Origin of the sequence: Sulfuricella sp. (assembly GCA_041651995.1) — a bacterium.
Taxonomy (GTDB): domain Bacteria; phylum Pseudomonadota; class Gammaproteobacteria; order Burkholderiales; family Sulfuricellaceae; genus Sulfurimicrobium.
This window is the reverse complement of sequence record JBAZID010000001.1, coordinates 87,812-114,244: the sequence shown is the minus strand read 5'-3', so window position 1 is coordinate 114,244 and position 26,433 is coordinate 87,812. Positions and strand designations below refer to the sequence as shown.

At 59.1% G+C, this 26,433-nt stretch carries 23 protein-coding genes; all 23 read left to right on the top strand.

The window, feature by feature from the left end; all coding sequences use genetic code 11:
* The first annotated feature begins 1 nt into the window (after window position 1).
* A complete protein-coding gene (locus tag WC392_00470) occupies window positions 2-1,405 on the top strand; it encodes an O-antigen ligase family protein (GenBank protein MFA5240828.1) in 1,404 nt (467 codons plus the stop codon).
* Window positions 1,374-2,258 carry a glycosyltransferase family 2 protein gene (locus tag WC392_00465; GenBank protein ID MFA5240827.1) on the top strand — a complete coding sequence of 295 codons (885 nt, stop codon included), beginning with the start codon at window positions 1,374-1,376 and terminating at the stop codon, window positions 2,256-2,258. The genes WC392_00470 and WC392_00465 overlap by 32 nt, the downstream gene beginning before the upstream one ends.
* 2 nt (window positions 2,259-2,260) lie before the next feature.
* A complete protein-coding gene (locus WC392_00460; GenBank protein ID MFA5240826.1) occupies window positions 2,261-3,562 on the top strand; it encodes an endo-1,4-beta-xylanase in 1,302 nt (433 codons plus the stop codon).
* 27 nt (window positions 3,563-3,589) lie between these two features.
* Window positions 3,590-4,852, top strand: coding sequence for a glycosyltransferase (locus WC392_00455; GenBank protein MFA5240825.1), 1,263 nt, complete (start codon window positions 3,590-3,592; stop codon window positions 4,850-4,852).
* 230 nt (window positions 4,853-5,082) lie between these two features.
* Window positions 5,083-6,318, top strand: coding sequence for a hypothetical protein (locus WC392_00450; GenBank protein MFA5240824.1), 1,236 nt, complete (start codon window positions 5,083-5,085; stop codon window positions 6,316-6,318).
* A 386-nt stretch (window positions 6,319-6,704) separates the two neighbouring features.
* Window positions 6,705-8,135: a UbiA family prenyltransferase gene (locus tag WC392_00445; GenBank protein MFA5240823.1), complete on the top strand. Its 1,431-nt coding sequence runs from the start codon at window positions 6,705-6,707 to the stop codon at window positions 8,133-8,135.
* 97 nt (window positions 8,136-8,232) lie between these two features.
* Window positions 8,233-8,598, top strand: coding sequence for an EamA family transporter (locus WC392_00440; GenBank protein MFA5240822.1), 366 nt, complete (start codon window positions 8,233-8,235; stop codon window positions 8,596-8,598).
* A 10-nt stretch (window positions 8,599-8,608) separates the two neighbouring features.
* Window positions 8,609-9,748: a glycosyltransferase family 4 protein gene (locus WC392_00435; GenBank protein MFA5240821.1), complete on the top strand. Its 1,140-nt coding sequence runs from the start codon at window positions 8,609-8,611 to the stop codon at window positions 9,746-9,748.
* 26 nt (window positions 9,749-9,774) lie between these two features.
* Window positions 9,775-10,617: a class I SAM-dependent methyltransferase gene (locus tag WC392_00430; protein MFA5240820.1), complete on the top strand. Its 843-nt coding sequence runs from the start codon at window positions 9,775-9,777 to the stop codon at window positions 10,615-10,617.
* A 6-nt stretch (window positions 10,618-10,623) separates the two neighbouring features.
* Window positions 10,624-11,802 carry a glycosyltransferase family 4 protein gene (locus WC392_00425; GenBank protein ID MFA5240819.1) on the top strand — a complete coding sequence of 393 codons (1,179 nt, stop codon included), beginning with the start codon at window positions 10,624-10,626 and terminating at the stop codon, window positions 11,800-11,802.
* A gap of 148 nt (window positions 11,803-11,950) precedes the next feature.
* A complete protein-coding gene (locus WC392_00420) occupies window positions 11,951-12,718 on the top strand; it encodes a WecB/TagA/CpsF family glycosyltransferase (protein MFA5240818.1) in 768 nt (255 codons plus the stop codon).
* 42 nt (window positions 12,719-12,760) lie between these two features.
* Window positions 12,761-13,927, top strand: a complete 1,167-nt coding sequence (locus WC392_00415; protein ID MFA5240817.1) for a nucleotide sugar dehydrogenase — start codon at window positions 12,761-12,763, stop codon at window positions 13,925-13,927.
* 42 nt (window positions 13,928-13,969) lie between these two features.
* Entirely contained in the window at window positions 13,970-14,965 is a 996-nt protein-coding gene (locus tag WC392_00410) for an NAD-dependent epimerase/dehydratase family protein (GenBank protein ID MFA5240816.1), read from the top strand.
* 253 nt (window positions 14,966-15,218) lie between these two features.
* Window positions 15,219-16,247, top strand: coding sequence for a UDP-glucose 4-epimerase GalE (gene galE, locus WC392_00405; protein ID MFA5240815.1), 1,029 nt, complete (start codon window positions 15,219-15,221; stop codon window positions 16,245-16,247).
* A gap of 156 nt (window positions 16,248-16,403) precedes the next feature.
* Entirely contained in the window at window positions 16,404-16,970 is a 567-nt protein-coding gene (locus WC392_00400) for an FxDxF family PEP-CTERM protein (protein MFA5240814.1), read from the top strand.
* A 445-nt stretch (window positions 16,971-17,415) separates the two neighbouring features.
* A complete protein-coding gene (locus WC392_00395) occupies window positions 17,416-18,747 on the top strand; it encodes an undecaprenyl-phosphate glucose phosphotransferase (protein MFA5240813.1) in 1,332 nt (443 codons plus the stop codon).
* 26 nt (window positions 18,748-18,773) lie between these two features.
* Complete coding sequence (locus WC392_00390; GenBank protein ID MFA5240812.1) at window positions 18,774-20,234, top strand: mannose-1-phosphate guanylyltransferase/mannose-6-phosphate isomerase; 1,461 nt, start codon at window positions 18,774-18,776, stop codon at window positions 20,232-20,234.
* 31 nt (window positions 20,235-20,265) lie between these two features.
* Window positions 20,266-20,463 carry a hypothetical protein gene (locus WC392_00385; protein MFA5240811.1) on the top strand — a complete coding sequence of 66 codons (198 nt, stop codon included), beginning with the start codon at window positions 20,266-20,268 and terminating at the stop codon, window positions 20,461-20,463.
* Window positions 20,464-20,490: 27 nt separating this feature from the next.
* On the top strand, window positions 20,491-21,456 hold the full coding sequence (locus WC392_00380; protein ID MFA5240810.1) for a trypsin-like serine protease: 966 nt from the start codon (window positions 20,491-20,493) through the stop codon (window positions 21,454-21,456).
* A gap of 120 nt (window positions 21,457-21,576) precedes the next feature.
* On the top strand, window positions 21,577-22,500 hold the full coding sequence (locus WC392_00375; protein MFA5240809.1) for a peptidyl-prolyl cis-trans isomerase: 924 nt from the start codon (window positions 21,577-21,579) through the stop codon (window positions 22,498-22,500).
* Window positions 22,501-22,983: 483 nt separating this feature from the next.
* A complete protein-coding gene (locus WC392_00370; protein MFA5240808.1) occupies window positions 22,984-25,176 on the top strand; it encodes a S8 family serine peptidase in 2,193 nt (730 codons plus the stop codon).
* Complete coding sequence (locus tag WC392_00365) at window positions 25,173-25,775, top strand: archaeosortase/exosortase family protein (GenBank protein ID MFA5240807.1); 603 nt, start codon at window positions 25,173-25,175, stop codon at window positions 25,773-25,775. The genes WC392_00370 and WC392_00365 overlap by 4 nt, the downstream gene beginning before the upstream one ends.
* The gene (locus WC392_00360; GenBank protein MFA5240806.1) at window positions 25,753-26,376 is read left to right on the top strand and encodes a hypothetical protein; all 624 of its coding nucleotides are present in this window, start codon (window positions 25,753-25,755) and stop codon (window positions 26,374-26,376) included. Before WC392_00365 ends, WC392_00360 begins: the two co-directional genes overlap by 23 nt.
* The last annotated feature ends 57 nt before the right edge of the window (window positions 26,377-26,433 follow it).

Genomic DNA, 26,433 nt, shown 5'->3' with positions numbered 1-26,433 from the left:
CATGGAAGTTTTCTACGAAGTGTTCTACACCGTGCTCGGCTTCTTTTTCCAGACGATTCCTTTCGTGATGGCCGTCGTTCTGGCACTGGCAATTTGCTTTTTCGTGGTTGGCTCCTATGGCAGTCCTGTTTTCCCGGTTTGGGTGGGGATGGTGGTTTATGTGATGAGCCAATTGGGTGCAAATGCCGCACTGCGGCTGGGCCTCAGCCTTTCCCTGGTGGATTTGTATTTTCTGCTGCTGGGGCTGGTGGTCGCCATCCGGCTGCTGGCCGGGCACCTGCCTGCACAGGACAGGGTGGCGCGCCTCTGGATGCTGATGGCCGCGGTGTGGGGGCTGTTGTTCGTTGTGGGGCTGGTGCAATTCAAGACTTCAGCCGGTGTGGAATTCCGCTCGACCTTCTACATGCTGGCTTCCGTTTTTTATCTGATGAGCTTCCGCATCACGGCGGCGCAAGCCGGCCGGATATTCCAGGCGCTTTACTACACGGCACTTGCCCTGGCATTGCTGGCGGCCTACCGCTGGGGTGCTTACGCCATGGGGGCAACCGGGGACTGGTTCGATCCGCATGCCCCCCTGCGGGTGCTGGATGCCGGTGCCACGATGGTGATTGCGGTGGCCATGCTGCCCGGTCTGGCGATGTGGATGAAGCTTAACGCCCCGCGCCAGGCCATGATGTTCACGGCGCCCCTGCTGCTGATCGTGGTGATGGTTCTGGCGCACCGCACGGTCTGGATCGCCACGCTTGCCGCCCTGGGCGTTGCCTGGTGGCTGGCTGGCCGCCGCCGCAAGGGGGGGTCGGCCGGGCTGATGGTGCCGCTTGCGGTTGGCGCCCTGGTCCTTGGCGCTGTGTTTACGCTGGCGCCGAACTCTACCGTGACGCATGAATTTGAGCGTTCCGTGGCGGAAACGCAGCAAAAAAACAGCACCATCGCCTGGCGGCTGGATTCCTGGAAATCCATGGTGGATGACTGGGTGGCCGGCGGTCCGCTGGTCTGGCCCGCCGGCAAGCCATTCGGCTCCGGCAACCGGCGCTATATCGAATCCCAGGGCATGGAAACCAACGTGGCTGCGCACAGCCATTATGTGGGCATGCTTGTGCGCGGCGGCATCGTGGTCCTGTTCGCCTATTTCGCGGTGCAGATCGTGGCGCTGCGCCGGTTGCTGAGCCGCCCGGTGGCGGCGCCGGACTGGCTGGGTGGCGAGCTGCCCGCCTTGTTCATTATTGCCGGCATGGTGTACGCCATATCCTATAGCCCGGATTATATGCAGGCTTTGTTTACCGGGCTGGCCTATGCCCTGGCGCAACAGGCTGGACCCATGCCTTCCGCCGCGCGTTCATCAACCGTCCCATTTCCTATTCCGGTCATTCCCCATGCGTCTCGCCGTCTTACTGACCTGCCATAACCGCCGCGACCAGACGCTGGCCTGTCTGCGCGCCTTGCACGCCTGTGCTCGCCCGCCCGGCTGCGAATTGGCCGTGTATCTGGTGGACGATGGCAGCCGCGACGGCACGGGGGAAGCGGTGCGCGCCGAATTTCCCCTGGTCAGCCTGATCGATGGAGACGGCAGCCTGTTCTGGAATGGCGGCATGCGGCGCGCTTTCGGCACGGCCATGCAACAGGACCACGATGCCTATCTGTGGCTCAACGATGACACCATGCTTTATCCCCATGCGCTGCAGAATGTGCTTGCCTGCGGAGATGAACTGGCATCGGCGCACGGCGGGCGGCGCGACATCATCGTCGGCGCCACTTGCGATGCAGTCAGCGAAAAACTCACCTACGGCGGGCTGGTCAGCCGCAGCCGCTGGTCACCGCACTATTACGTGCATCTGCCCGTGGCCGACCGCCCGCAGCCTTGTCAAACGCTCAACGGCAACTGTGTGCTGATTCCACGTGCCGTGGCGCAGGCGATCGGCAATATCGACGACGCTTTCGTTCACGCGATCGGCGACTGGGATTACGGTTTTCGGGCGCGCCGCGCCGGATTCGGTATCTGGATGGCGCCCGGTTTTGCCGGGACATGCAGCCAGAACCCCGCTTCCGTGACGCCGCCCGAGGAAGCGGCCAGCATCCGGCTGCAATTGCGTAAAACTTGCGGCCCCAAGCGCGTGCCTCCCCATGCCTGGGGGACGTTTGTGCGCCGCCACTGTGGCCTGTTCTGGCCGCTGTATTTTGTCCGGCCCTATGCGGCAGCGGTGCTGCGGGCGGCTGGAGTCAAGTTCAGGCGCCTGTTTGTCCAGGCGGCGAGGGGGTGAAGATGGAGCGCCTGCCAGCTCGCCGTGATTTTTTACGTATCTCCGCTGCGGGTGCGCTGGGGGCCTTGTTCCCTGCGCTCGCCCCTGCCGCCAGCGCTCCGGCAGCGGCAGCGCTGCACCTGGTGCAGCCCAATTTTTTCGGCCTCCACATGGTCTGGCCCACGCGCAGACCCTACGCCGAGAATTTCCCCACCGTGCCGGTGGGGGCGTGGCGGGCAATCCTGCCAGAGTTGCACTGGTTCAGCCTGGAGCCGCGCAAAGGGGAGTGGAAATTCGACAAGCTGGATATTGCCATGCGCCTCATGGAGTCACGCGGGGTGGACGTGTTGCTCACCTTGGGCCAGACGCCCGCCTGGGCTTCATCCAATCCAACAAAAAAGGGAGCATATGTTTTTGGGCAAGACGCTCCACCCCGCAGCCTTGCCGACTGGGAAAACTATGTGCGCACAGTGGCGCAACGCTATCGCGGGCGTATCCGCAATTACGAACTGTGGAACGAACCCACGGTGCGGGAAGTCGATGGGGACAGGGCCGATTTCAGCGCAGGCCAGCTGGTGGAACTGGGGCAGGCTGCCCACCGCATCCTCAGGGAAATCGACCCCCAGGCCAGGCTGACCACACCTTCCATGGTGGGCGGCGAGAAGGGAGCCGAGCGCATGGAGGCCTATCTGGCTGCGGGGGGAAATCGCTGTGCCGATATCGTGAGCTTCCATTACTACGGCCTGCCCGAACAGATCCCGCAGTATCACGCCGCCCTGCTCAAGGTCATGGCACGCCATGGGCTTGCACACCTGCCAATGTGGAATACAGAATTCGGTTTCCTCATCGCCGACCCCACCAGCCCCAACACCTTTCCACTCGGCGGCGGATCGTTCTCCCGTGTATTGCCCGAGCAAGAGGCTGCCGCCTGGCTTGCGCGTTCGCTCATCATTGCGGCGTCGCTCGGCATCGAACGCTTCTACTGGTTCATGTGGGATGGCAAGAATGTGGGTCTGACGACTTATGTGGGGCACCGTATCAACGCCGCCGGCGTGGCCTATGGCACGGTGGCGAGGTGGTTGACCGGCAGGCAGATTGGCCAGGTGCAACGGGCGGGGAACGTGGCTTCCTGCACTTTGGCCGAGCATGGCACAAGCATCGGTCAACTGGCCTGGACTCACGACTACAAGACGGTGCGCTGGCCGGTTCCGAAAAGCTGGAATGCGGTGACGATAGAGACGCTCGATGGTCAGCGTCAGAAAACCCCTTCCACCGGTGAAATCGAATTGTCGGCCAGCCCTGTGCTGATTCGATCTTCGAGCTGACCGCCTTACAGGAGAATTATCCAGATCATGAAAATACTGGTATCCGCATTTGCCTGTGCGCCTAACGCAGGAAGCGAAGGCGGCGTTGGCTGGCGCTGGGCCGAGGAGTGGGCGCGTGAACATGAGGTGGTGGTGATTACCGACACCACGCGCCGCGCTGCCATTGAGGCGCATCTGCTTAACCATCCGCTGAACAATCCGCGTTTCGTGTATTTCCGCCCTTGGTGGCTACGCTGGATGCCGCTGAATTCCCTGACCGCGCAGGTGCTCTACCAGCTATGGCAGATTGCCTTGCTGCCGTACGTACGGCAGCTGCATGGCGTGGAACCGTTCGATTTGGCGCATCACGTTTCATATGGGGTGTTTCGCCAGCCTTCGCTGATCGGCCACGCTGGCATTCCTCTGGTGTTTGGCCCGGTGGGCGGGGGGGAGGACGCGCCCTGGCGGCTCAAGCAATCCATGAGTCTTGCCGAGCGAGTGCGCGAATTTTTGCGCAGCCTGCTGAATCGGTTTGCGCGCATCGATCCCTTGTTGCGCTGGGGGCTCAAGGGCTGCGTGCTGATCCTTGCCAAGACCGGCGATACCGCACGCGCCTTGCCTGCTGGCTTCGAGAGTCGCACGGTTGTAGCCCTGGAAATCGGCACCTTGCCGCGTGATGGCATGGCGCCACGCCAGGCCCCTGCCGGGCGGCCGTTGCGCCTGCTGTTTGCCGGTCGCTTGCTTGGCTGGAAGGGTATTCACCTGGGGCTTGCATCAATTGCCCGGGCGCGGGCTGCGGGCGTGAACGTCGAGTTTCACGTGGTGGGCGGCGGCCCATCTGAAGGGCATTTGCGCCGCCAGGCAGAGAGGCTGGGTATTGGGGAGGTAGTAAAGTGGTTTCCCTCGATTCCGCAGTCCGAGTTTATCGCAAAGTACCGGGAAGTCGATGCGGTGCTGTTCCCAAGCCTGCACGACTCGAGTGGCAACGTGGTCATGGAGGCACTTTCTTTTGCGCTACCGGTGATTTGCCTTGATCTGGGCGGGCCTGCTGAGATCGTGGCCGATGAAAGCGGGTGCGTGGTGCGTACGGCGGGGCTCGATGAAGCGGGCGTGATCGCTCACATGGCAAGCGCCATCGAACGCCTTGCACGGGATGCGGGTGAGTACGAGCGACTTTCTGCCGGGGCGCTTGCGCGTGCGGAGGAACTCGCTTGGGACAAGCAGGTTACGCGTATCAAGGGATTGGCGCTGGATTGTGTTTCTTCTGCGCGAGCCGATGCAGTTGAAACCGTGGCTGCGCCTTGCAAATGAAGGGGGAAGGGTCTGGATTCTTATGGCGCGGCCATGCCAGGTGCCTCTCTGCAATGGCATCCAGTTGGTAGGGTTGCAGTTGCGCACTGTTTTTTCACTGGTTTTCACCCCCGTTTTGCTCTGGATAAATCGGCATCTCCTGGTACTTGGGATCGTGTGCCTACCATGGTAATGGCAATAATCAAAGGAGGTCACAGTTGCTTAAGGATGTTATTTCTGTGGTTCAGAACATGAAGCACAGCACATGGATATCCCTTCTGGGGTGGATGTTTGGTGTGTTGATTGCTTATGGGATGGTCATCCATCTCATGTTCGTCATTGATCCGCAACCGATTGAGTACCGTGAAGGCGCAACGCTATACCTGACGCATCAGTTGCAGTCGCTGGTAAATATCTACGATTTCAAGCGCCAGCCTTACGATCTTAATGTTTATGGGCCTGCCTACTATTGGATGGCTGCCCATCTCTCGCCAGTTTTCGGCACGGACTTTAGCGCCCACAGAATACTGTCCTCTGTTTTCATTTTCGCAAGCTGCGCCCTGATTTTTTGGGGTTTTCGTGCCGGGCGCTACGGCATGGTTGTTGGCCTGGTGGCAGCCAGCGTCTGGTATGCCCACACGCTGCGTTTGTATGGCATCGGTGCGAGACCGGATGCGATGGCGATACTGCTCTATATGCTCTCTGTCTTCGTACCGTGGCGACTAGGCTTTTCGCGCAAGTCCATAATTTTCTCCGCTGCTTGCAGCATTCTTGCCTTTTTCACCAAACCTTATTTTGCCGCGGGGATTATCTACGTTATTGGCTACCTTCTGCTACGTCGGCATCTGCGTATGGCAGCCCTCTCTACGATTCTTTTTGCGGCAGCATTCCTGGCACTACTGGGCTTGGCAGCCTCCATCGGCGACGCGTATTTATATAACACGATTTTCGTTAACCTTGGTTATTCTGGCTCCTGGAACTGGCCCCACATACTGGCTCAGGTTTGGCGCTTCAGTGCAATCAATTTGCCTCTTCTGCTCTGCTTGGGGTACGCCGTTCTCGCCCCCAAGTCAGGGAGTTCAAATAGCGGTTCAAAATTTTCGCTGCAATTGACTGGTGCCCCGCATGATTTGCAATACCTGCTGTTTGCTGCTGTGTGCTCGCTAGTAATACTGCTGCGTCTCGCTCACAACAGTGGCAGTGGAGAATATTTTATTCATTTGCTGTCGCCGATTTTTCTGGTTTCCGCATACCTGTTCCTCGCTTCGCGCGGCCTGACGGCCGCTGTACTAATCGCAGGAATATTGCAGGTGGCGATTCTCCTGCCGCACTTCCCGCATTTTCATGCGCGTGAGTGGCAAGCGGTGCAGGACACCATTGCGAAGGAAGCGAGTGTCCTGCATTCTCCAACTACCGTTACGTTCGCCATGGCACGCGGTGAAACGGTGTTCGATTCAGGTCAGACAGAGTTTTTCGGGGGGGGCTGAAAAAAAGTGAAGGGTACTACCCACAAGCAGGCAAGGCCTGGACGGATTTTCAGACAGATATTCTGGGGCGCGTTGCACGGAAGGAATTTTCTTTGATCCTGCTTAACGCCAATATGCCAGCGATTATCGAGCGTGACAGGCTAGGACAGTTCTACAGCCTCTGTGGCACGTTGCCTGCCCCGATATACCGTAATCCGAAAAATGTGCTGGAGCTGTGGCGTCCTTCCTGTCTTGCTAACGCTGGTAGTGTCATACCCTGACCGGTGCCTTCATGTTTGGGCTCGGGTCGGATGCGTTTCGCATTACGTCTCGTGATCAGCTTGGTGCCCACCATAGAACTGTAATGTTGAAACGGTAAGATCGCGCTTTTCAATCGAGTCATGTTCATGACTGAAATGCCATCTCCCAAGCCGCTGTTCGTTGATCTCGATGGGACCTTGCTGAAGACCGATCTGCTGGTCGAGTCATTTATCGATTTGGTCAAACGCAAGCCATTATTGGCTCTCATGGCGCCTTTTTGGCTCTTGCGCAGCAAATCCTGGCTGAAGCACCGGATTGCTGATGAGGTCACAGTTGATCCGGCCGGTCTCCCTTACCATGGAGAAATGCTTGATTACCTGCATGCCCAGCGCGAGACGGGACGGGATATGTACCTGGCGACTGCGTCGAACATCCGCTATGCCGAGGCGGTAGCTGGCCACATCGGGGTGTTCAGCGGCGTATTGGGCAGTGATGCGGTGCTTAATCTTTCTGGTGCCCGCAAACTGAAGGCCATTCGCGAAGTGGCGCCGCAGGGATTCAGCTATGCTGGAAACGACCGGGTGGATTTGCCGATCTGGCATGCCGCGGATGCGGCCATTCTGGTCAACACGCCCAGGAGCGTGGCGCAACAAGTGCGCCGGAACAAGCCGGTGGAAAAGGATTTCGGCCGCTACTCGGCGGGATTCAAGGGGATGCTGAAAGCGATCCGCCCCCACCAGTGGATGAAAAACATTCTGGTGTTTCTGCCTTTGCTGCCTATCGCCAACAGCGCGGGCATGTCGATGTGGATGGCTGCCGTACTGGCGTTCGTGGCGTTCAGTTTGTGCGCCTCCAGCGTGTATTTGCTGAACGACCTGTCTGACCTTGCGGCGGACCGCGCGCACCCGCGCAAGCGCAAACGGCCTTTTGCCTCGGGCAGCGTGCCTGCCTTGACCGGTCTGTTGATGGCCCCATTGCTGCTTGGATCGGCATTTGCAATAACGTTGTGGATGCCCTGGCACTTTGCTGCCGTGCTGGGGATTTACTGGGTATTCACCACGGCCTATACGTTTTTCCTCAAGCGTTATGCCCTGATCGATGTCATCACGCTGGCCGGTCTCTATACGCTGCGCGTGCTGGGCGGTGCGGCGGCGATTGGAGTGGCGCCATCCTTCTGGATACTGGCGTTTTCCATGTTCATATTTTTCAGCCTGGCCATGGCCAAACGTTATGCCGAGCTGCTGGCGATGCGTGAATTGGAGCGCGAGGGCGCACAGGGCCGGGGGTACCAGGTGGCGGACTTGTCCACGGTGCAGTTGATGGGGGTGGCGTCCGGCTATCTCGCCGTGCTGGTGATAGCGCTTTATATCAACAGCCCTGAAATTATCGGGCGATATCTTCACGTGCAACTGTTGTGGGGCGTGTGTCCGCTGCTGCTGCTGTGGGTGAGCCGAATCTGGCTGAAGTCCGCACGGGGTGAGATGAGCGACGACCCGCTGGTGTTTGCCGTGCGCGACCGCGTGAGCCGCTATGTGTTGGCGATGGCCGTGGCCCTGGTTCTGGTGGCCTTGCTGTAATGGTTTGTATTGATGCTGCGGCTGTCACGCCGCGCATTTGCTGCGCTTGAGGAGAAAATATGAATTGTGCTGCGCTGAATCATGAATCGTGTGTGCCATGTCGCTAAAAGTCCTGATCCTGATCCTGCTGAGCGTGGGGCTTTCAGCCATTGCCCAGATTGCGATGAAAGCCGGTGTTTCCGGCGCTGCAACGCAGTCATCGGCCAGCATGCTCGGTTCGTATGTCGCGATGCTCACCGCGCCCAAGGTGCTGCTGGGGTTGGCGTGTTATGGGCTGGGGGCGCTGATTTGGTTGCGTGTGCTGTCGATGATGGACGTGAGTCAGGCATATCCGTTCGTGGCGTTGGGGTTTGTGCTGACCATGGCGCTGGGATTTTTAATGCTGGGCGAGACGCCGCACCCGACACGGCTGGCAGGCGCAGGCTTCATTATGATTGGAGTCTGGCTGGTGGGCATGCGCTAGGGCTCCGGGCTTGAATAATCTAGCCAACCAGGCGCCGAAATCGGTCTGCATTGTTCAGCGCCGCCTTACCCATTACCGCATCCCTTTTTTTGAAGCGCTGCGCGGGTTGCTTGCCGAGCAAAATATCCGGCTGGAATTGCTGGTTGGGCAAGGCACTCCAGCGGAGGAGATAAAACAGGATGCGGGCGAGTTGCCTTGGGCTAAATCGATCCCAACGCATTATCTGGCTGGTGGACGGCTATGCTGGCAGCCAGTGCGGCGTCATCTTGTGGGGGCGAATCTTGTCATCGTCACCCAGGAAAACAAGCTGATCCAGAATCATTGGCTGTTGTTGGCACCGCGCCGTTTCAAACTGGCTTTCTGGGGGCATGGCGCCAATCTGCAAAGCGACAATCCCAATGGCCTCAAGGAGCGCTTCAAACGCTGGACGACCAACCGGGTGGACTGGTGGTTCGCCTACACGCAAATGAGCGCCGACCTGGTGGCAGCGGCAGGGTTTCCCGGTAATCGAGTCACTGTGCTGAACAACGCGGTGGATACCTCGGAACTGCAACGGCAGCGACAATCGGTTACGCCGGAGGAAACGCAGGCCTTGCGCGAGTCGCTGGACTTCGGTGCTGGGCCGGTTGGCGTCTATGTGGGCTCGCTCTATGCCGACAAGCGGCTGGATTTTCTGTTTTTGGCTGCCGAGGCGATTCGCAACGAGGTCCCCGATTTCCACTTGCTGATTGTGGGCGAGGGGCCGGAGCGCGACAAGGTGCAGGCCTGGTGTGCTGCCAACCCATGGGCGCGCTGGGTGGGCGCGCGCTTTGGTCGGGAGAAGGCCGCTTATATTTCGGTGGCGCAGGTGATGCTGAATCCGGGACTGGTGGGCCTGGGCATACTGGATGCATTCGTGTGCGGCGTGCCCATGCTGACCACGGATTGCGGGATTCACAGCCCTGAAATCGCCTACCTGGAGAATGGCGTCAACGGCGTGATGACGGCGGACGATCCGGATGCCTATGTCGAAGCCGGCGTGCGTCTGCTACGCGATCCGCAGGCATTGGACGGCTTGCGCGCTGGGTGCGCCGCCAGTGCGCAGGAATACACGGTGGAAAACATGGCGCGCTGGTTTGCGGATGGGGTGGCAAATGCGCTTGCTGCCTAATTCATTACTCATGGTGGGAGGAAGATATGGCTGCTGATGCGGGTGATGCCGGGATGGAAGTCTATTTCTCCGGCAAGAAGTTATACGGCAATGATTTTTCCCAGGATCAGATTGATGCCTGGTTCGCTGATGAGGCAGAAGGTTATTTCAATCTGACGCAATCCGGCGAAGGGGCGTATGCGTATGGCTATCATGCCCCGAACAAGAGGCATGGGTATTCAGCTCTGCCGAAACGCCGTTTTGGCCATGTATTGGGCATTGGGTCGGCATATGGCGATGAGCTTGAGCCGATACTCGCACACAGCGATCGGGTTACCATTCTTGAACCATCGGACGGTTTTCAGAGCACCGTGCTGAATGGTGTGCCTGTGAGTTATGTCAAGCCAGTTGCTTCGGGAGACATGCCATTCGATTCCAGTAGTCTCGACCTGATTACTTGTCTCGGGGTTCTGCATCACATCCCGAATGTCAGCAAGATTGTGGATGAGTTTTATCGTGTCCTGAGGCCGGGCGCTTACGCACTGGTGCGTGAACCGATCATTTCCATGGGCGATTGGCGCAAGCCGCGTACCGGCCTGACCAGGCGAGAGTGCGGTATTCCCTTGCCGGTTTTGCGGGATTTTGTGGAACAAGCCGGATTCAAGGTGGTGCGCGCGCGCAAATGTATGTTCTCACTTACTTCCAGGATGAGGCATGTGGTTTCCGGGCCGGTATTCAACAATGCGCCAGTCGTTGAACTTGATGCGTTGTTGAGCGCGTTGCCGATTTGGCTCAATGTTTATCACGCACGCAATGCTGTACAAAAACTGCGCCCGACGGCGGTTTTCTATGTGCTGCAAAAGCCACTGCCCGGTGGGCGTGACGCCTGAGGCGATATGCGCATTCTTATTGCCCACAACGCCTACCAGCATCGCGGCGGCGAGGATACGGTGGTCGAGTCGGAGATCGCCTTGCTGCGGTCGCATGGCCACGCAGTGGAAACCTATTTCCGCAGCAATGATGACGTGAGCGGCATGCCATCGCTGGCGCTGGTGCGCCAAACGCTGTGGTCTTCTCGCACCACGCATGATCTGGCGGATCGGATCAATGATTTTCGGCCGGACATCATCCACGTCCACAACACCTTTCCGCTGATTTCGCCTTCGCTCTATTGGGCGGCGGATCGGGCCGGGGTGCCGGTGGTGCAGACGCTGCATAACTTTCGCCTGATGTGCCTGAACGCCATGTTCCTGCGCGAAGGGCGGGTGTGCGAGGACTGCCTGGGCCATCTGCCGTGGCGGGGGGTGGCGCGCAAGTGTTACCGGGGGTCCGGTGCCGCATCGGCGGTACTGGCGGGCATGCTGACTTTGCACCGGGGGCTGGGGACGTATCGCAACAAGGTGGCGCGTTATATTGCGCTCAACGATTTCTGCCGGCGCAAGTTCATCGAGGGCGGGTTGCCGGCGGAGCGCGTGGTGGTGAAGCCGAATTTTGTGGCCTGGGCCGAAGGCCGCCCTCACCCCAACCCTCTCCCAGGGGGAGAGGGGGAAAGAAAAGGTTTGCTGTTCGTGGGGCGGTTGTCGGTCGAAAAAGGCGTGGCGGCGCTGGCCGAAGCCATGGCGAGCTTGCCCGATGCGCAGTTGCGGGTGGCGGGCGACGGCCCGGAAGCGGGCTTGCTGGAGGGTGTGGCGGGCGTGACCCGCCTGGGCAGCCTGCCGGGCGACGCAGTACGCCAGGAAATGGGCCGCGCGGCTGCATTGGTGGTGCCGAGCATCTGGTATGAGACTTTCGGTCTGGTGATTATTGAGGCCTTTGCATGCGGCACGCCGGTGATTGCCAGCCGTATCGGCGCGCTGGCCGATATTGTGCGTGAAGGTGAAACCGGCCTGCTGTTCGAACCAGGCAATCCGCGCGATCTGGCTGACAAAATGACTTGGGCTCTGACGCATCCCGGGCAGATGGCCGAAATGGGCCGCAAGGCGCGGGCGCAGTACGAGGCGGAATTTTCGGCGGAAGTGAATTACCGGCAGTTGATGGAAATTTATGTGAGTACTTTGGGAGCCTGTCGGACTTGAAGATTCGAAGCGAAACGATTTGCAGCCGGTTTCCTTGAATTGTAGGTCGGGTTTTAACCCGACAAGTCGGGCTGAAGCCCGACCTACGCCCAAATGGATTATCTGGGTTTAAGTCCGACAGGCTCCTAACCGAGCGGGAGGGGGTGAGATGAGAACTGAAGAACGGGTTACAGGCAAGGTATTGGGTGCATCGATCGATGCTGTTGTTTGGGACGAAGCGCTGGATCGAATTCAGGATTGGGGGGCTCGGCGGGAAAGCCGCTATGTCTGCATCTGCAACGTGCATTCGGTGATCACTGCCTCGCAGGATGAAGCGTTCGGACGCATAGTGAACGCGGCGGACATGGCGACTCCAGATGGCGCTCCGGTGGCGTGGATGTTGCGCCAGATGGGGTTTGCGGGGCAGGCGCGCATCAGCGGACCGGATTTGATGTGGGCGTTGTGCGAGCGCTGCGCAGCGGAGAACCTGGCGGTATATTTTTACGGCAGCACCGAGGCCACGCTGGAGCTGCTGGAAAAGCGGCTGCAGGCGGCGTTTCCAGGCTTGCGGATGGCGATGGAGCCGCCACCGTTTCGTGCGTTGACTGCGGAGGAAGACGCGGCAGCGGTCGAGCGGATCAACGCCAGCGGCGCGGGTTTCGTGTTCGTCGGCCTGGGCTGCCCCAAGCAGGAACTCTGGATGTCCGAACATCGGGGCCGGGTGAATGCGGTGATGATTGGTGTAGGGGCAGCGTTCGATTTCCACTCCGGCAAGGTGACGCGCGCACCGCGCTGGATGAGGGATAACGGTCTGGAATGGCTGCACCGCCTGGCGTCGGAACCAGGGCGGTTGTGGAAGCGTTACCTGGTGACGAATACCTTGTTTATACTTGGCGCGGCCAGGCAGTTGTTGCTTGGCGCCAAGGCTGAGCGCTGAGTATCGCAGCCTCTTGTTTCTTTTATCTCGGGAATATTTGTCATGAAAATCGCCATCGCCGGTACTGGCTACGTCGGCCTCTCCAACGCTATCCTGCTCGCGCAACACAACGAGGTGGTCGCGCTTGATATCGTTCCCGAGAAGATCGAGATGCTTAATCGCAAGGTCTCGCCCATCGTGGACAACGAGATCGAGGAGTATCTGACCCACAAGCCGCTCAACTTCCGGGCCACGCTCGACAAGCAGGATGCTTATGCGGGAGCCGAGTTCATTATTATCGCCACCCCCACCGACTACGATCCGGAGACCAATTATTTCAATACCCGGTCCATCGAGGCCGTCATCCAGGACGTCATGGAGATCAATCCGGCCGCTGTGATGATTCTCAAATCCACGGTTCCAGTCGGCTACACTGCCAAATTGATGGCGCAGTTCAAATGCGAAAACATCATCTTCTCGCCAGAATTCCTGCGCGAAGGCAAGGCCCTTTACGACAATCTCCATCCCTCGCGCATCATCATCGGCGAACGCTCCAGCCGCGCCGAAACCTTCGCCAACCTGCTCAAGCAAGGCGCCATCAAACAGGACATCCCTGTGCTGTTTGCCGATCCCACCGAGGCCGAGGCAATCAAGCTGTTCGCCAATACCTATCTCGCGATGCGAGTGGCCTATTTCAACGAACTGGATACTTACGCCGCTACCCACGGACTGGATACCAAACAAATAATCCAGGGCGTCAGTCTCGATCCCCGCATCGGCGGCCACTACAACAACCCATCATTCGGCTATGGCGGCTACTGCCTGCCCAAGGACACCAAGCAACTGCTCGCCAACTACCAGGATGTGCCCCAGAACCTGATGCGCGCCATCGTCGATGCCAATACCACGCGCAAGGATTTCATCGCTGACAGTATTCTCAGGCGCAATCCCAGGGTGGTCGGCATCCATCGCCTGATCATGAAGAGCGGGTCGGACAATTTCCGCGCCTCCAGCATCCAGGGGGTCATGAAGCGCATCAAGGCCAAGGGCATCGAGGTCATCGTCTATGAGCCGGTGCTGAAGGAGGCGGAGTTTTTCCATTCCGAAGTGGTTAATGATCTGGCCGAATTCAAGCGCAGGTCGGATGTCATTGTCGCAAACCGCGTTACCGGCGACATCCGCGATGTGGCGGAAAAAATATTCAGCCGGGATCTGTTCGGCCTGGATTGACTGGCGGTGCGTGGAGCACTTGGCAAATTAGGGAGATAAAGCATGAAAGTTTTGGTTATAGGCGGCGCGGGGTTCATCGGTTCGCACACGGTCGATGCGTTGCTGGCAAGGGGTTTGAGCGTGCGCGTGCTGGACAATTTTTCGAGCGGCAAGATGGAGAATCTGCCTGCATGCTCCAGCCTGGAAGTACAGCGCGGCGATATTCGTAATGCGGAGGACGTGCAGCGGGCGATGCGCGACGTGACGCATGTGCTGCACCTGGCGGCGCAGGTGTCCGTGCAGGCTTCGGTGGAAGACCCGGTGAATTCCTGCGCCAGCAATATCATGGGCTTCGTGAACGTGCTCGACGCCGCCCGCCGTGCCGGGGTGGGGCGCTTTGTGTATGCCTCCAGCGCGGCGGTCTACGGTGTGCCGCGGGTGTTGCCGTTGAGCGAGACGGCGCCGGTGTGTCCGCTTTCGCCTTATGGTCTGGAGAAGTACATCAACGACCAGTATGCAGCCATGTACCGCGAGCTTTACGGCATGAACTGTCTGGGGATGCGTTATTTCAATGTTTACGGCCCGCGCCAGGATCCGCGCTCACCCTATGCCGGGGTGATCAGCAAGTTTATAGATTGCGTGAGTCAGGGGGTGGCGTTGCGGGTGCATGGCGACGGTTTGCAGACGCGGGATTTTGTGTATGTGGAAGATGTCGCCCAGGCCAATCTGCGGGCGCTGGAAAGCGATTTGGACGGCGTGTGCAACATCGGCACCGGCCAAACCGTGACATTGCTGAAGTTGATCGAGGCCATCGGGGTTATCGCTGGCTGCGAACTGACCGTCATGCATGAGCCGCCGCGCGAAGGGGATATCCGGGATTCGGCCACTGCCGTGGGACGTATGGAGCAAGAACTGGGTGCGTTCGCCACGACCGGGTTGCTGGAAGGATTGGCGGAATTGATGGGTGTGTCGGTGGACGTGATAAGGTTCAGGAATCAAGGTTCAATGGCCGGGGTGATCCGGGAGGCTGGTATCGGGATGGCTTCGCTGCACTTGTAATGGCAGGGCTGTGGAACCCCAAACCCCCTCCAGCTCCCCCTTGTCAGGGGGAGAGCCCACCTCCTCCCCGATCTGCCCCTCCCCTGAAGCGGGTCAAGCAGGCAATCCGCGTAGCGGATGCTCGCACAAGGGGAGGATGGGAGGGGTTAGGGGTAAAAGGCGAGGCAATTTTGCGAGACGTTTCATCATCAGGGGTGGCTACTGTCATGCCCGTTAAGATTGATCAGCGGTTCTTTAATTCAGGGAATATGACATGAAGGGCAAGACGATTCTGGTGGTAGGCGGAGCAGGGTATATCGGCACGCACATGGTCAAGGGCTTGTTGCAGGCCGGATATCAGGTTGTGGTTCTGGACGATCTCTCCAAAGGTCATCGCGAGCTTGTGCCTGGCGGCGAGTTTGTCTGGGGCGATCTGGGCGACCCGAAGCTGCTGGATAGTGTTTTTTCCCGGCGTCGAATCGACGCCGTCATGCATTTCGCGGCCTATTCCCTGGTGGGCGAGTCGGTCGAGAAGCCGCTGGATTACTACCGCAACAATTTCTCGCGAACGGTCGAGTTGCTGGATGCAATGATCCGCCACAAGGTCAAATGCTTCATCTTTTCCTCTACTGCGGCTGTTTATGGCGAGCCGCTGCAAACCCCCATCACCGAAGATCAGCCGAGCAACCCCACCAATCCTTACGGCGCCAGCAAAGTCGCCGTGGAACGCATGCTGCAAGACTGCGATGCCGCATGCGGATTGAAATACGTGGCACTACGTTACTTCAACGCTGCCGGTGCGGATGCGAGCGGCGAAATCGGCGAGCGCCACGAGCCGGAAAGCCACCTGATTCCGCTGATTCTGAAAGTGGCAACCGGCGAGCGCGAGAACATCAAGATTTTCGGCACCGATTACCCCACTCCGGACGGTACCTGCGTGCGCGACTATGTGCATGTGAGCGATCTCGCACAAGCCCATTTGCTGGCTCTGGAAGCACTGCTTTCGGGCGGAAACAGCGCTATCTACAATCTGGGCAACAACAAGGGGTATTCGGTGCGGGAAGTGATCGAGGTCGCCCGAAAGGTGACCGGTCATCCTATCCCGGTGCTGGAAACCGGGCGGCGCGCCGGCGATCCGGCGGTGCTGGTTGCCAGCTCCGGCAAAATACGGCAAGAGCTAGGCTGGCAGCCGGGCTACGAGGATCTTGAGACCATTGTGAAAACGGCATGGGTCTGGCATCGAAATGAGGCGGATGCTCTCCAGTCCGTCAAAACCGGCATGACAGGGGGGTGGTTTGCATGATTTTTGTGGCGCAAGGCATGTGGAATAGGCCGTTCGGACTATAAATCCGGCCTTGCGCGATACAGCTATGTTCACACAGAGCCTGTAGTGTGCACTACCCGGATAGTGCGGAGTTGTTTGCGCCATTCTGCAGTCTTTTCGATCAGAGGAAAAATCATGAGTACAAAATTCTCAATTTCAGTACGGCAAATTGTTTTCGGATTGTCGAGCTTGCTCGCATTATCGGGACAGGCGATGGCAACGACATCGGATTTTGGAGCTCAGGATGCTCCATCCAGCCTGAATTTCGGGCACACCTTTACCGCTCCGCAGAGCCAGTTCCAGAACGATTACACGTTCAGCATTCCGGATGCATCGGTCAACTCGATTTTATCCACGATCAGTCTCGGTAACTTTTTTGGCATAAGCAATCTCCAGACCAGGCTCAGTAGTGACATTAGTGTGACCGCCATCACACCACTTCAAACGTGGTGGAGCAGCACAACGCCGATAACCATTGGTGGCGTGAGCGGAGCCGTTTCAGTGATCGGCCCGGTCGTTTTGAGCGCGGGTCAGTATGTTCTGGAGGTCAGTGGAGATGTTGTCGGAACAGCTGGCGGCAGCTACTCGGGAATATTGAATATTTCTCCCGTTCCTGAAACGGAAGTATGGGTATTGATGCTTTCCGGCCTGGGCCTGATTGGCCTGCTCGGCGCTCGCCGCAGACGAAATGAGGGCATGTAGGTTGGGTTAGCGGCCTTATCGCGCTTGTCCTCGGGTGATTTGGCCGGGGGTAACCCAACAAACCCAAACTTCGAAACCTGTTCTTGAATTTTGGGTTTGTTGGGTTACGGCGCAAAAAACGCGCCTAACCCAACCTACATGAGGCGCGTCGTTCAGTCTTTCAGGCCGTAATTCAAACTCGCCAGCGGTAACGCCGCTCTTCACGCCGTCCGCCCGGACACGGCGATTTATCATGTCATAAATCTAAAATATATCGCTGATAGAGTTCCCCTCTCAATTCAAGCGCAGTGTTGTTTGGCACAGGGCGCGTTCTTGCCGTCATTCTCCCGATGTTCTGAAGCGTCACTCTGAAAAGACTGGATTCGCACCGCACATGTCGACACGATTTAATATGCTCCAAGGTGAGAACAATTTCCTTTTCAGGAAGCAGCTATCCTTGCTTTCCCTGATCAAGCTTCTGCTCGACCCCTTCGTTGCCATCCTGATGCTGGTCACGGTGGCGGCGGTGTGGGGCGAAGAGTTCAGGGGGCCATACCTGGTTTTTTCCCTGATTGTTTTCTCCCTCACCTTTCCCGGCAAGTGGCCGTCGTTGAGCCTGAAGTCTTTCGGCAACGAGATCGCCATGCCCTGGCTGACCACGGTGGGAATCCTGTTTCTCTTCGGCCTGGCCTCCGGTTACAGCGACGTATTCCCCGAGGATCTCGTCGCTACCTGGGCTTTGCTGACCCCGGTGGCCCTGTTTTTCGCCCACAGGGTCATGCACCGGCTGGTGCCGAGTATTCTGGAAATGGAAGGAAGCATGCGCAATGCCGTGATCGTCGGCGCAAGCGAACTGGGCCAGACCTTGGCGCGCGAGCTGAACAACGGGTCGCACCTGGGGATTACATTCGAAGGCTTTTACGATGATCGCTCACCATCGCGGATCGGAACGATCACGCATGGGAAGATACTCGGGGGCATGGATAATCTGGTCGAGCGCGCTCAGTACGGCGGCATCGACATTATCTACATTGCCCTGCCGATGGCGTCCCAACCCAGAATATTGAAGTTGCTTGACGATCTTCGCGATACCACCGCATCCATTTATTTCGTGCCGGATATTTTCGTTTCCGACCTGATCCAGGCGCGCATCGATCATATTCACGGGATTCCAGTGGTGGCGGTATGCGAAACGCCGCTCTACGGTATTAACGGTTTGTTGAAGCGGGCGAGCGATTTAGTCATCGCGAGCATCATCCTGTTGCTGATTATGCCGGTGATGATCGCAATTGCGATCGGGGTAAAACTGGGCTCGCCCGGCCCCGTGCTTTTCCGCCAGCGCCGCTACGGCCTGGACGGGAAGGAGATCGTGGTCTGCAAGTTTCGCTCCATGACGGTATGCGAGGATGGTCCCACGATCGAGCAGGCAAAACGCACGGATAAACGCATTACCCCATTTGGTTCCTTCCTGCGCCGCACTTCCCTGGACGAGCTGCCGCAATTCCTTAATGTCCTGACCGGCCAGATGAGTATCGTTGGGCCGCGCCCTCACGCAGTGGCCCATAACGAGCTGTACCGCAAACTGGTCAAAGGCTACATGATCCGGCACAAGGTCAAGCCGGGCATCACTGGCTGGGCGCAGGTGAACGGCCTGCGAGGGGAAACCGAAACAGTCGACAAGATGCAGGCGCGCATTCAGTACGACATCGATTACCTGCGCAACTGGTCGATAACTTTTGATCTCATGATCATTCTAAAGACCGTTCTGGTGGTAGCGAGAGATCGCAATGCCTATTGAACTCAATTAACCGGACCCCGCTCACCATGCTGATACCCATCATTCTCTCCGGCGGAGCCGGCACACGTCTGTGGCCGACTTCCCGCGAATCGCACCCCAAGCCCTTCATGAAGCTCCCCGACGGACAGAGCCTGTTGCACAAGACTTTTGCCCGCGCAGCTTCGCTCGAAGGCGTGAGCGAAGTGCTGACCATCACCAACCGCGAGTATTACTTCAAAAGCCGGGATGAATATCAGCCCGCCAGAAGAAAATTTCCCGGTGTAAGAGACACCTTCCTGCTCGAACCCTTCGGCCGCAACACCGCCGCCGCCATCGCCCTGGGCGCCTTCAAGATCGCTGCCGAACACGGCAACGAGGCCACCCTGCTGGTTCTGCCCGCAGACCATTTGATCGAAGACCATGGCGCTTTCGCCGCAGCGGTAAAACAGGCTGCGGAGTTTGCGGAACTTGGTCAACTGGTCACCTTCGGCATCGTCCCCACCGCCCCGGAAACCGGGTTTGGCTACATCGAGGCGGAAGGTAACGTCGTCAAACGTTTCGTGGAAAAGCCTTCCTATGAAACCGCCCAGGAATATGTCAGCTCCGGCCGCTACCTGTGGAACTCCGGCATGTTCTGCTTCAAGGCCGGCACGGTTCTGGAACAATTCAAACTCCATGCGCCTGAAATTTACCAGCACGCCCAACAATGCTGGGAAGCCACCCGAGCAGCAACCCCGAACAACACCGCCATGGTCGAAATCGACCCGGACACCTTTGCCGCCATCCCCGAAAACTCCATCGACTACGCCCTCATGGAACCCGCATCGCTCCCTTCCCCCCGCGTGGGAGAGGGGCAGGGGGGGAGAGGGAGTGTCGTTGTTGTGCCCGGCCGCTTCGGCTGGAGCGATATCGGCTCGTGGAACGCCATCAGCGAACTCTCCGCACCCGACAACGCGGGCAACCGCGTCATTGGAGAAGCCGTGCTGGTCGATGTCGGCAACTCCTTCATCCAAAGCGAAGGCCGCATGATTGCCGCCATTGGCCTCGACAACATCATGATTATCGACACCCCGGATGCCCTGCTCGTGGCGAACCGGGACCATGCCCAGGACGTAAAAAAAGTGGTGCAGCAACTCAAGCTGATGAACCACGACAGCTACAAACTGCACCGCACGGTTGCCCGCCCCTGGGGCACCTACACCGTGCTGGAAGAAAGCACGAATTTCAAGATCAAACGCATCGTCGTCAAACCGGGCGCTGCGCTTTCGCTGCAAATGCACTACCACCGCAGCGAGCACTGGGTGGTGGTGAGCGGCACGGCGAGCATCGTCAACGATGACAAGGAGCTGCTGATCAGAACCAATGAATCCACGTATATCCCCGCCGGTCATAAACACCGCCTGGTCAACCCGGGACTGATGGATCTGGTGATGATCGAAGTGCAGAGCGGCGAATATCTGGGTGAAGACGATATCGTGCGTTTTGATGATGTGTACGGCCGGGCGTGATTCTCTGCGGCCCGGACGCCGGTTGCCTGATATGGGATATTGGACCGCACCTTTCAGTGAAAGCGAAGCTGACTCCGAGGAAGAAGGCGCGCTCGATCAGGATGCCGATTTTTACCAGCAGGATACGCCGGGCAGAACGCTGGATGGCCTGCGCAAAAGGATTCCCGGCATACACGAGGGCTATCCTCCCGATGGAATGGGCCTGGATGATCATGATGATTTGTCCTGAAGCGATGAGGTCAGGCCGGTGAGCGCCGTGGCACGTCCCGGTTTTGCCATTTTCCGGCTGCTGGCCCTGCTGACCGCGCTCTGCTCCGGGCCGGCATTCTCGATCATGGCCGGTGACCCGGCGGCAGATCCGCTGGATTCGCCACCGCTGCGAGCCGACCCCAATGTCGCGTCTTCGCCCTGGGGCGGGGTGGGCAGCATTTCGGTCAAGGGCGGCACCTACAGCGCGGTCGCGATCTCCCCGCACTTCGTGCTTACCGCTGCGCATGTTGTTTCCGGCGCGTCAGCAAACGATATCGTATTCAACCTGAATTCGACCGGAGACATGGCTTACCGGATTCCTGCCGCCGCCACCTACGTCCACCCGTCGTACAGCGGATTTCGCAAGGACGGCATCGCGTTCAACGATATCGCACTGGTGCGGCTTTCTTCCGGCCTTCCGCCGTCAACGCCTATCTACGGCCTGCTCTCGGAACCGGCTGAGATCGGCACCATCATCACCCTGGTCGGATATGGCGCCTCCGGGAACGGAGCAAAGGGGATCACCGTGCCGGCTGGCGCCACGGTGAAACGGGTGGGGCAGAACGTGATCGACCTGTTTCTTCCCGCGGCCAGACGTTTCGAATTCCCCAAGGCCTATCTGTTCGATTTCGACGACCCGGCCGGACGCCTGGGCGCGATGGGAGGGCCTTCGCTCGGCAATAAACTGGAGACGACTCTCGCCAGCGGTGACTCCGGCAGCCCCGCGCTCGTCTACGAAAACGGGCGCTGGCTGGTCGCCGGGATCAACACTTTTCAGCTGAGTCAGACGCATGGGGCCGTGCCTCCCCATTTCGGCTCCCTTGCGGGTGGCATGTGGGTGCCGGCGTACACGGACTGGATCAAGCAGGTCATATCCACCCCAGTGGAAAAGGAGACGCAGTCCGGCTATGTCTGGCTGGCCGGATTCGCCGCGCTGCTGGGAGGATTCGGGCTGCGCAAGGAGCGCTCATGAGCGCTGTCTGGCCGCTTCAGCCAGGGTTTCCAGGGTGATGCCTGTTGTCATCAATGATTAATAATTGACCCGTATCATTTCGCCGCTCATTCCTCCCACGTTCAAACCGAAAAGCCAGCCATGAAATCAATCAGCAAACATATTCCCGGCAAAACTCCTTCCATTTTTCTGTGTGCGGCCCTGTTCTTGTCCGCCACTGCCGCTGGCGCCGCAGATGCAAAGCCGGATGCCAAGGGTGAGGTGGTTGCCAAGATGGGAAACCTTGAAATCAGGCGGGGCGAGGTCGAGCAGATACTCGGCTTGAAGGGGAGCGAAGCATTGCCCTCGATGGCGCAGATCGATCAGGCGTTGCGCGGGGAATTATTGCGGCGCAAGGTGCTGGAGGAAGCAAGGCGCAAGGAATGGGACAAGCGGCCGGAAGTCAGACAGCAGATCGAAGTGGCGAAGGAGGGGGTGGTCGTGTCCAGTTTTGTCAACAATCAGGCACGTCCATCCGCGGACTATCCATCGGAACCGGAAATCAAGGCCGCGTACGAAGCCAATAAATCACGCTTCATGCAGCCCGCCCGGTTCCATCTTCAGCAGATATACGTGGCGGATAACAGCACCGGCCCGAAAGAGTCTGAAGCCGCTGCCCAACGGGCTGACGAACTGTGGAAATTGGCTCGGGAAACGGGCGCGGATTTTTCCGGTCTCGCCCGCAAGCATTCGGTGCATGCCGAAAGCGCGGCCAGGGGGGGCGATATGGGGTGGCTGGCGGATGATGCGCTGATACCCGAAATCCGCACCGTCATCCAGGGACTTGGCGCCGGTGAAATCAGCAAGCCGGTGAAGGCGCAAAATGGCTGGCATGTGTTGAAGCTGCTCGAACGCAAGGCGTCCGCCCAACAGACGCTCCCCGAGGTCAGGGATAAGCTGGTGCAGCACCTGCGCATGAACAAGGGGGCCGAAAACGAACAAAAGTACCTGAAGCAACTAGTCGAAAAAACACCCGTCACAGTCAATGAAATTTCTCTTTCCACCCTGAAAGGCGCCGCCAGGTAGTTCCCCCGGCGCGAATTCGGCCACAAATCGCGGCGAGCCCCCGGCCAAAGCACCCGAGGACAAGGGCGCCGCTCCCACAGTGGTTTTTGGCTCTAAATAATAATCCGGGTTAAATCGAATACGGTTTATTTAATTGGGCCAGATGTAGGTTGGGTTAGCGGCTTTATCGCGTAACCCAACAAACCCAAATATTCAAAACCGGTGTTTAAAGGGAAGATTGGGTCTGTTGGGTTACGGCGCTAAAAGCCGCGCCTAACCCAACCTACATGTGGCCCCATCGTAGCGGCGCATGCCCGATTCGTGAACCTAACGGACTAGTATTGGGTGCGCCCGCCCCAGGCGAACTGTCACATTTTTCCTCTACAGTAGGGGCAGGGCATGCCGGGTTTCTCAGCCCCCGTAGTGGACCGGAATCCCCATCGGGGGCAATGACCGCTTGTTCAGCGGTTCAATGGGATAATGTTGAGGCAAGGGATCAGCAGTATGTGCAGGACTTCTGCGGTATTTTTCCTGATGCTCGGCATCCTGTCCGCGCTCATGCCCCGAGAGGCTGACGCAGCGGAGCCGGACGCATTGCAAAAAGCGCCCGCGGCCATTATTCAGAAGATTCAGCGCGGCGAGCAGCAGGACCTGCTCGTTCTGTTCGATGATGCCGCCGTTCAACGGGAAGCCGCCGCTCTGCGCAGCAAGCGCGGGCTGAAGACGGACAGCGATGAAATCCAGGCCGTCAAGGCAGACCGCTACAAAACGCTCAGGCAATCCGTACTCGCTGCCCTGCCACAGGGCCAGCATGCACTTCTTCTCGGTTACAGCCACCTTCCCATGGCGTTCATCCGCTTCCGGACGCCAGGGGCGCTGCAAACGCTGCTGCAGCGCCCCGATGTCATCGCCGTTTATCCGGACGAGAAAAAATATACGCAGTTGAGCCAAAGCCTGCCCATGATCAGCCAGCCTCTCGTTAGCGCTGCGGGTGACAGCGGAAACGGCACCACGGTAATGGTGATCGATACCGGCGCGAACTACACCCTGCCAGACCTGGGCTCGTGCACGACTCCTGGGGTGCCCGCCAGTTGCAAGGTGAATTTTTACCAGAACATCGCAGATTCCAGCGTTGCGCTGGATTCCTTCGGCCACGGCACCAATGTCTCCGGGATCGTGGCAGGGGTCGCCCCTGCCACGAAGCTTGCCGTGATCAACGTGTTCGGAAGCAACGCCTATACCTCGGATTCCCTGATACTGGCTGCCATCGACTGGGGCATTGCCAACAGGACGGCGCTTAACCTCGTCGCCATCAACATGAGCCTGGGCGATTCCGTCAAGTACATCTCGCCCTGCAGCAATGCCGCCACCAATCCTTATGTCACGCCCATTGCAAGCGCCAAGGCCGCGGGCATCGTTACCGTGGTCGCATCCGGCAACAACGGCTACACCAATGGCGTGACCATGCCGGCATGCACGCCGGGCACCGTTTCCGTGGGGGCGGTTTACGATGCCAACGTGGGGAGCATGAGCTTCGCGGCATGCACTGACACGACCACCGTGGCCGACAAGGTTGCCTGTTTCTCCAACAGCGCCAGTTTCCTGACGATTCTGGCCCCGGGGGCACTGATTTCCTCCGCCGGTTATAGCTATGCCGGAACTTCCCAGGCCACGCCGCATATCTCCGGTTCCGTGGCGGTGCTGCGTGCCGCGTTCGGCAGCGAAAGCGCGGACCAGACCATCGCGCGCATGACCGGCACAGGGACGATGATCACCGACCCTCGCAACGGCATCACGAAACCCAGAATCAACCTGCGTGCCGCAGCGTTGCCAGGCAACGACCTGTTTGCCAGCCGGGCGCCGCTCACGGGCAATTCGGGCGCCGCCGCCGGGCACAGCATACTTGCCAGCAAGGAGGCCGGCGAACCCGATCATGCGGGCAATGCCGGTGGCGCATCGCTATGGTGGAAGTGGGTGGCGCCAGCGAACGGCCAGGTATCGCTCGATACCCATGGCAGCTATTTCGATACCCTGCTGGCGGTCTATAGTGGTGCCAGCGTCAGCGGACTGACCCCCGTCGCCGCCAACGACAACGACAGCAGCCCCAACAACACCAGCGGTTTGCTGTTTCAGGCCTACGCCGGCACCGAATACCAGATTGCCGTGGACGGGTTGGGGGGCCAGGCCGGCGACATCCAGCTGAATTTCTACCTTAACGAAGCGGCGCAGGCAGACCTGTCCATCTCGCAAAGCGTCACCCCATCCAACCCCAGGGTGGGAGACTCCGTGACCTATACCCTGACGGTCACCAACAATGGCCCGCAGTCCGCTACCAACGTGGTGCTGACCGATACCCTGCCCGCATCCGTCAATTTGCTGTCCGCTTCATCTTCCTGCCTGATCGCCGGTCCGGTCGTGACGTGCAATCTGGGAACCCTGGCGAACGGGGCCAGCAGCACCGTGATTCTGGTCGCGAATGTATTGACGGATGGCAGCATCACGAACAGCGCAGGCGTCACTTCCGATGTGACGGATAGCGTGGCCGCCAACGATACGGCATCCGTTCTGATCCTGGCTGCTCCATTTGGCAACTCCGACAGCGATATTCCCACGCTGCCGGAATGGGGCGCGATCCTCATGGCCATGCTGCTGATGGGCGCGGCATTTTCAAGAAGGCCGGAGCGCCCGCTTGCATGAGGCGCGCAGTCCCGTCGCGAATGGACATGCCTGATCATCCCGCTGCCGGAGAGGGCAAGCCAGGCGCCGCTCCCGGCAAACGCAGCATGCGCCGCGAGTTGAATTTCGCTGCCCTGTTTCTCGTGCTTTTTTTTGCCCTGCAATTTGCCTACTCCCTGACTCGCGGCAGCGCCGTGGAAACCGTTGTTATCGACCTGGCCACGGTCAAGCCCAGCGCGGCAGCCATCGCCTGGATCGCACCGCTGGACCAGGCACGTGCAGAGGGGCACCGCATCGTCTCCAGCCATGGCTCGCTTTCGGTGCTGAACGGTTGCGAAGGAACGGAAAGCCTGTTTCTCCTGCTGGCGGCGATTCTCGCCTATCCCATGCCGCGCTACGCCAAGCTCAAGGGAGCGGCACTCGGCACCGTGCTGATTTACTCACTCAACCAGGCGCGCATCGTGGCGCTCTATTTCGCCCATGGAAACAGCGCGGAGGCCTTCAGCCTGCTCCACGGCTACGTGGCGCCGGTACTGATCATCCTGCTGGCCAGCCTGTTCTTCCTGTGGTGGATCGGCAGAAAGGAGTGCCGGACGCATGGACCGCTCGCGCCTGCCTGAATTCGGCCTCATGCTCGCCGCGGCCTATGGTGTGCTGCTGGCGGCGGCTTACCTGGCGGGCAATGCCTGCCTGGATGCGCTGATACCGGTTTATCGCTGGGAAATCGGCTGGCTGTCCGTGGATTGGCGAATTACCGATTTCCGCCTCGCGCAATCGCACGGCGAACAGGTTTACAGCCTCGGTCTCGAACAGGTTAATTACCTGTTCGCCGGGTCTCGCCTGCTTCCCCCCGGCGGCAGCGTCAGCAGCTCCACCCTGGCCGGCCACACCCTGCAGCAGGCAGTGATTTTCCTTGGTCTGGTATTCGCCTGGCCGGCGAGCGGGCTCGCATCCCGCATTGCACGCAGTGTCGCTGGCGTGCCGCTGTTGTTGCTGGCGGTCATGCTGGACGTGCCGCTGGTGCTGATCGGCAGCGTGGATGATCTGATCCACGCCAATCTGGCGCCGGGATCCAGCACGTTCTTCATGGCATGGATGAATTTCATGAACGGCGGGGGAAGGCATGCCATAGCCGTGGCGGCAGCCTTGTGCTGCGTGGCGCTATACCCCGGAAAGCCATTAAGCCTCGCAAGTGACCAAATCAAATGTAGGGCGGGTTAACAACCCGCCAAGCGTTGCGCAGCAACACCACTCGTTTTTAAAAGGAATGATTGGGTC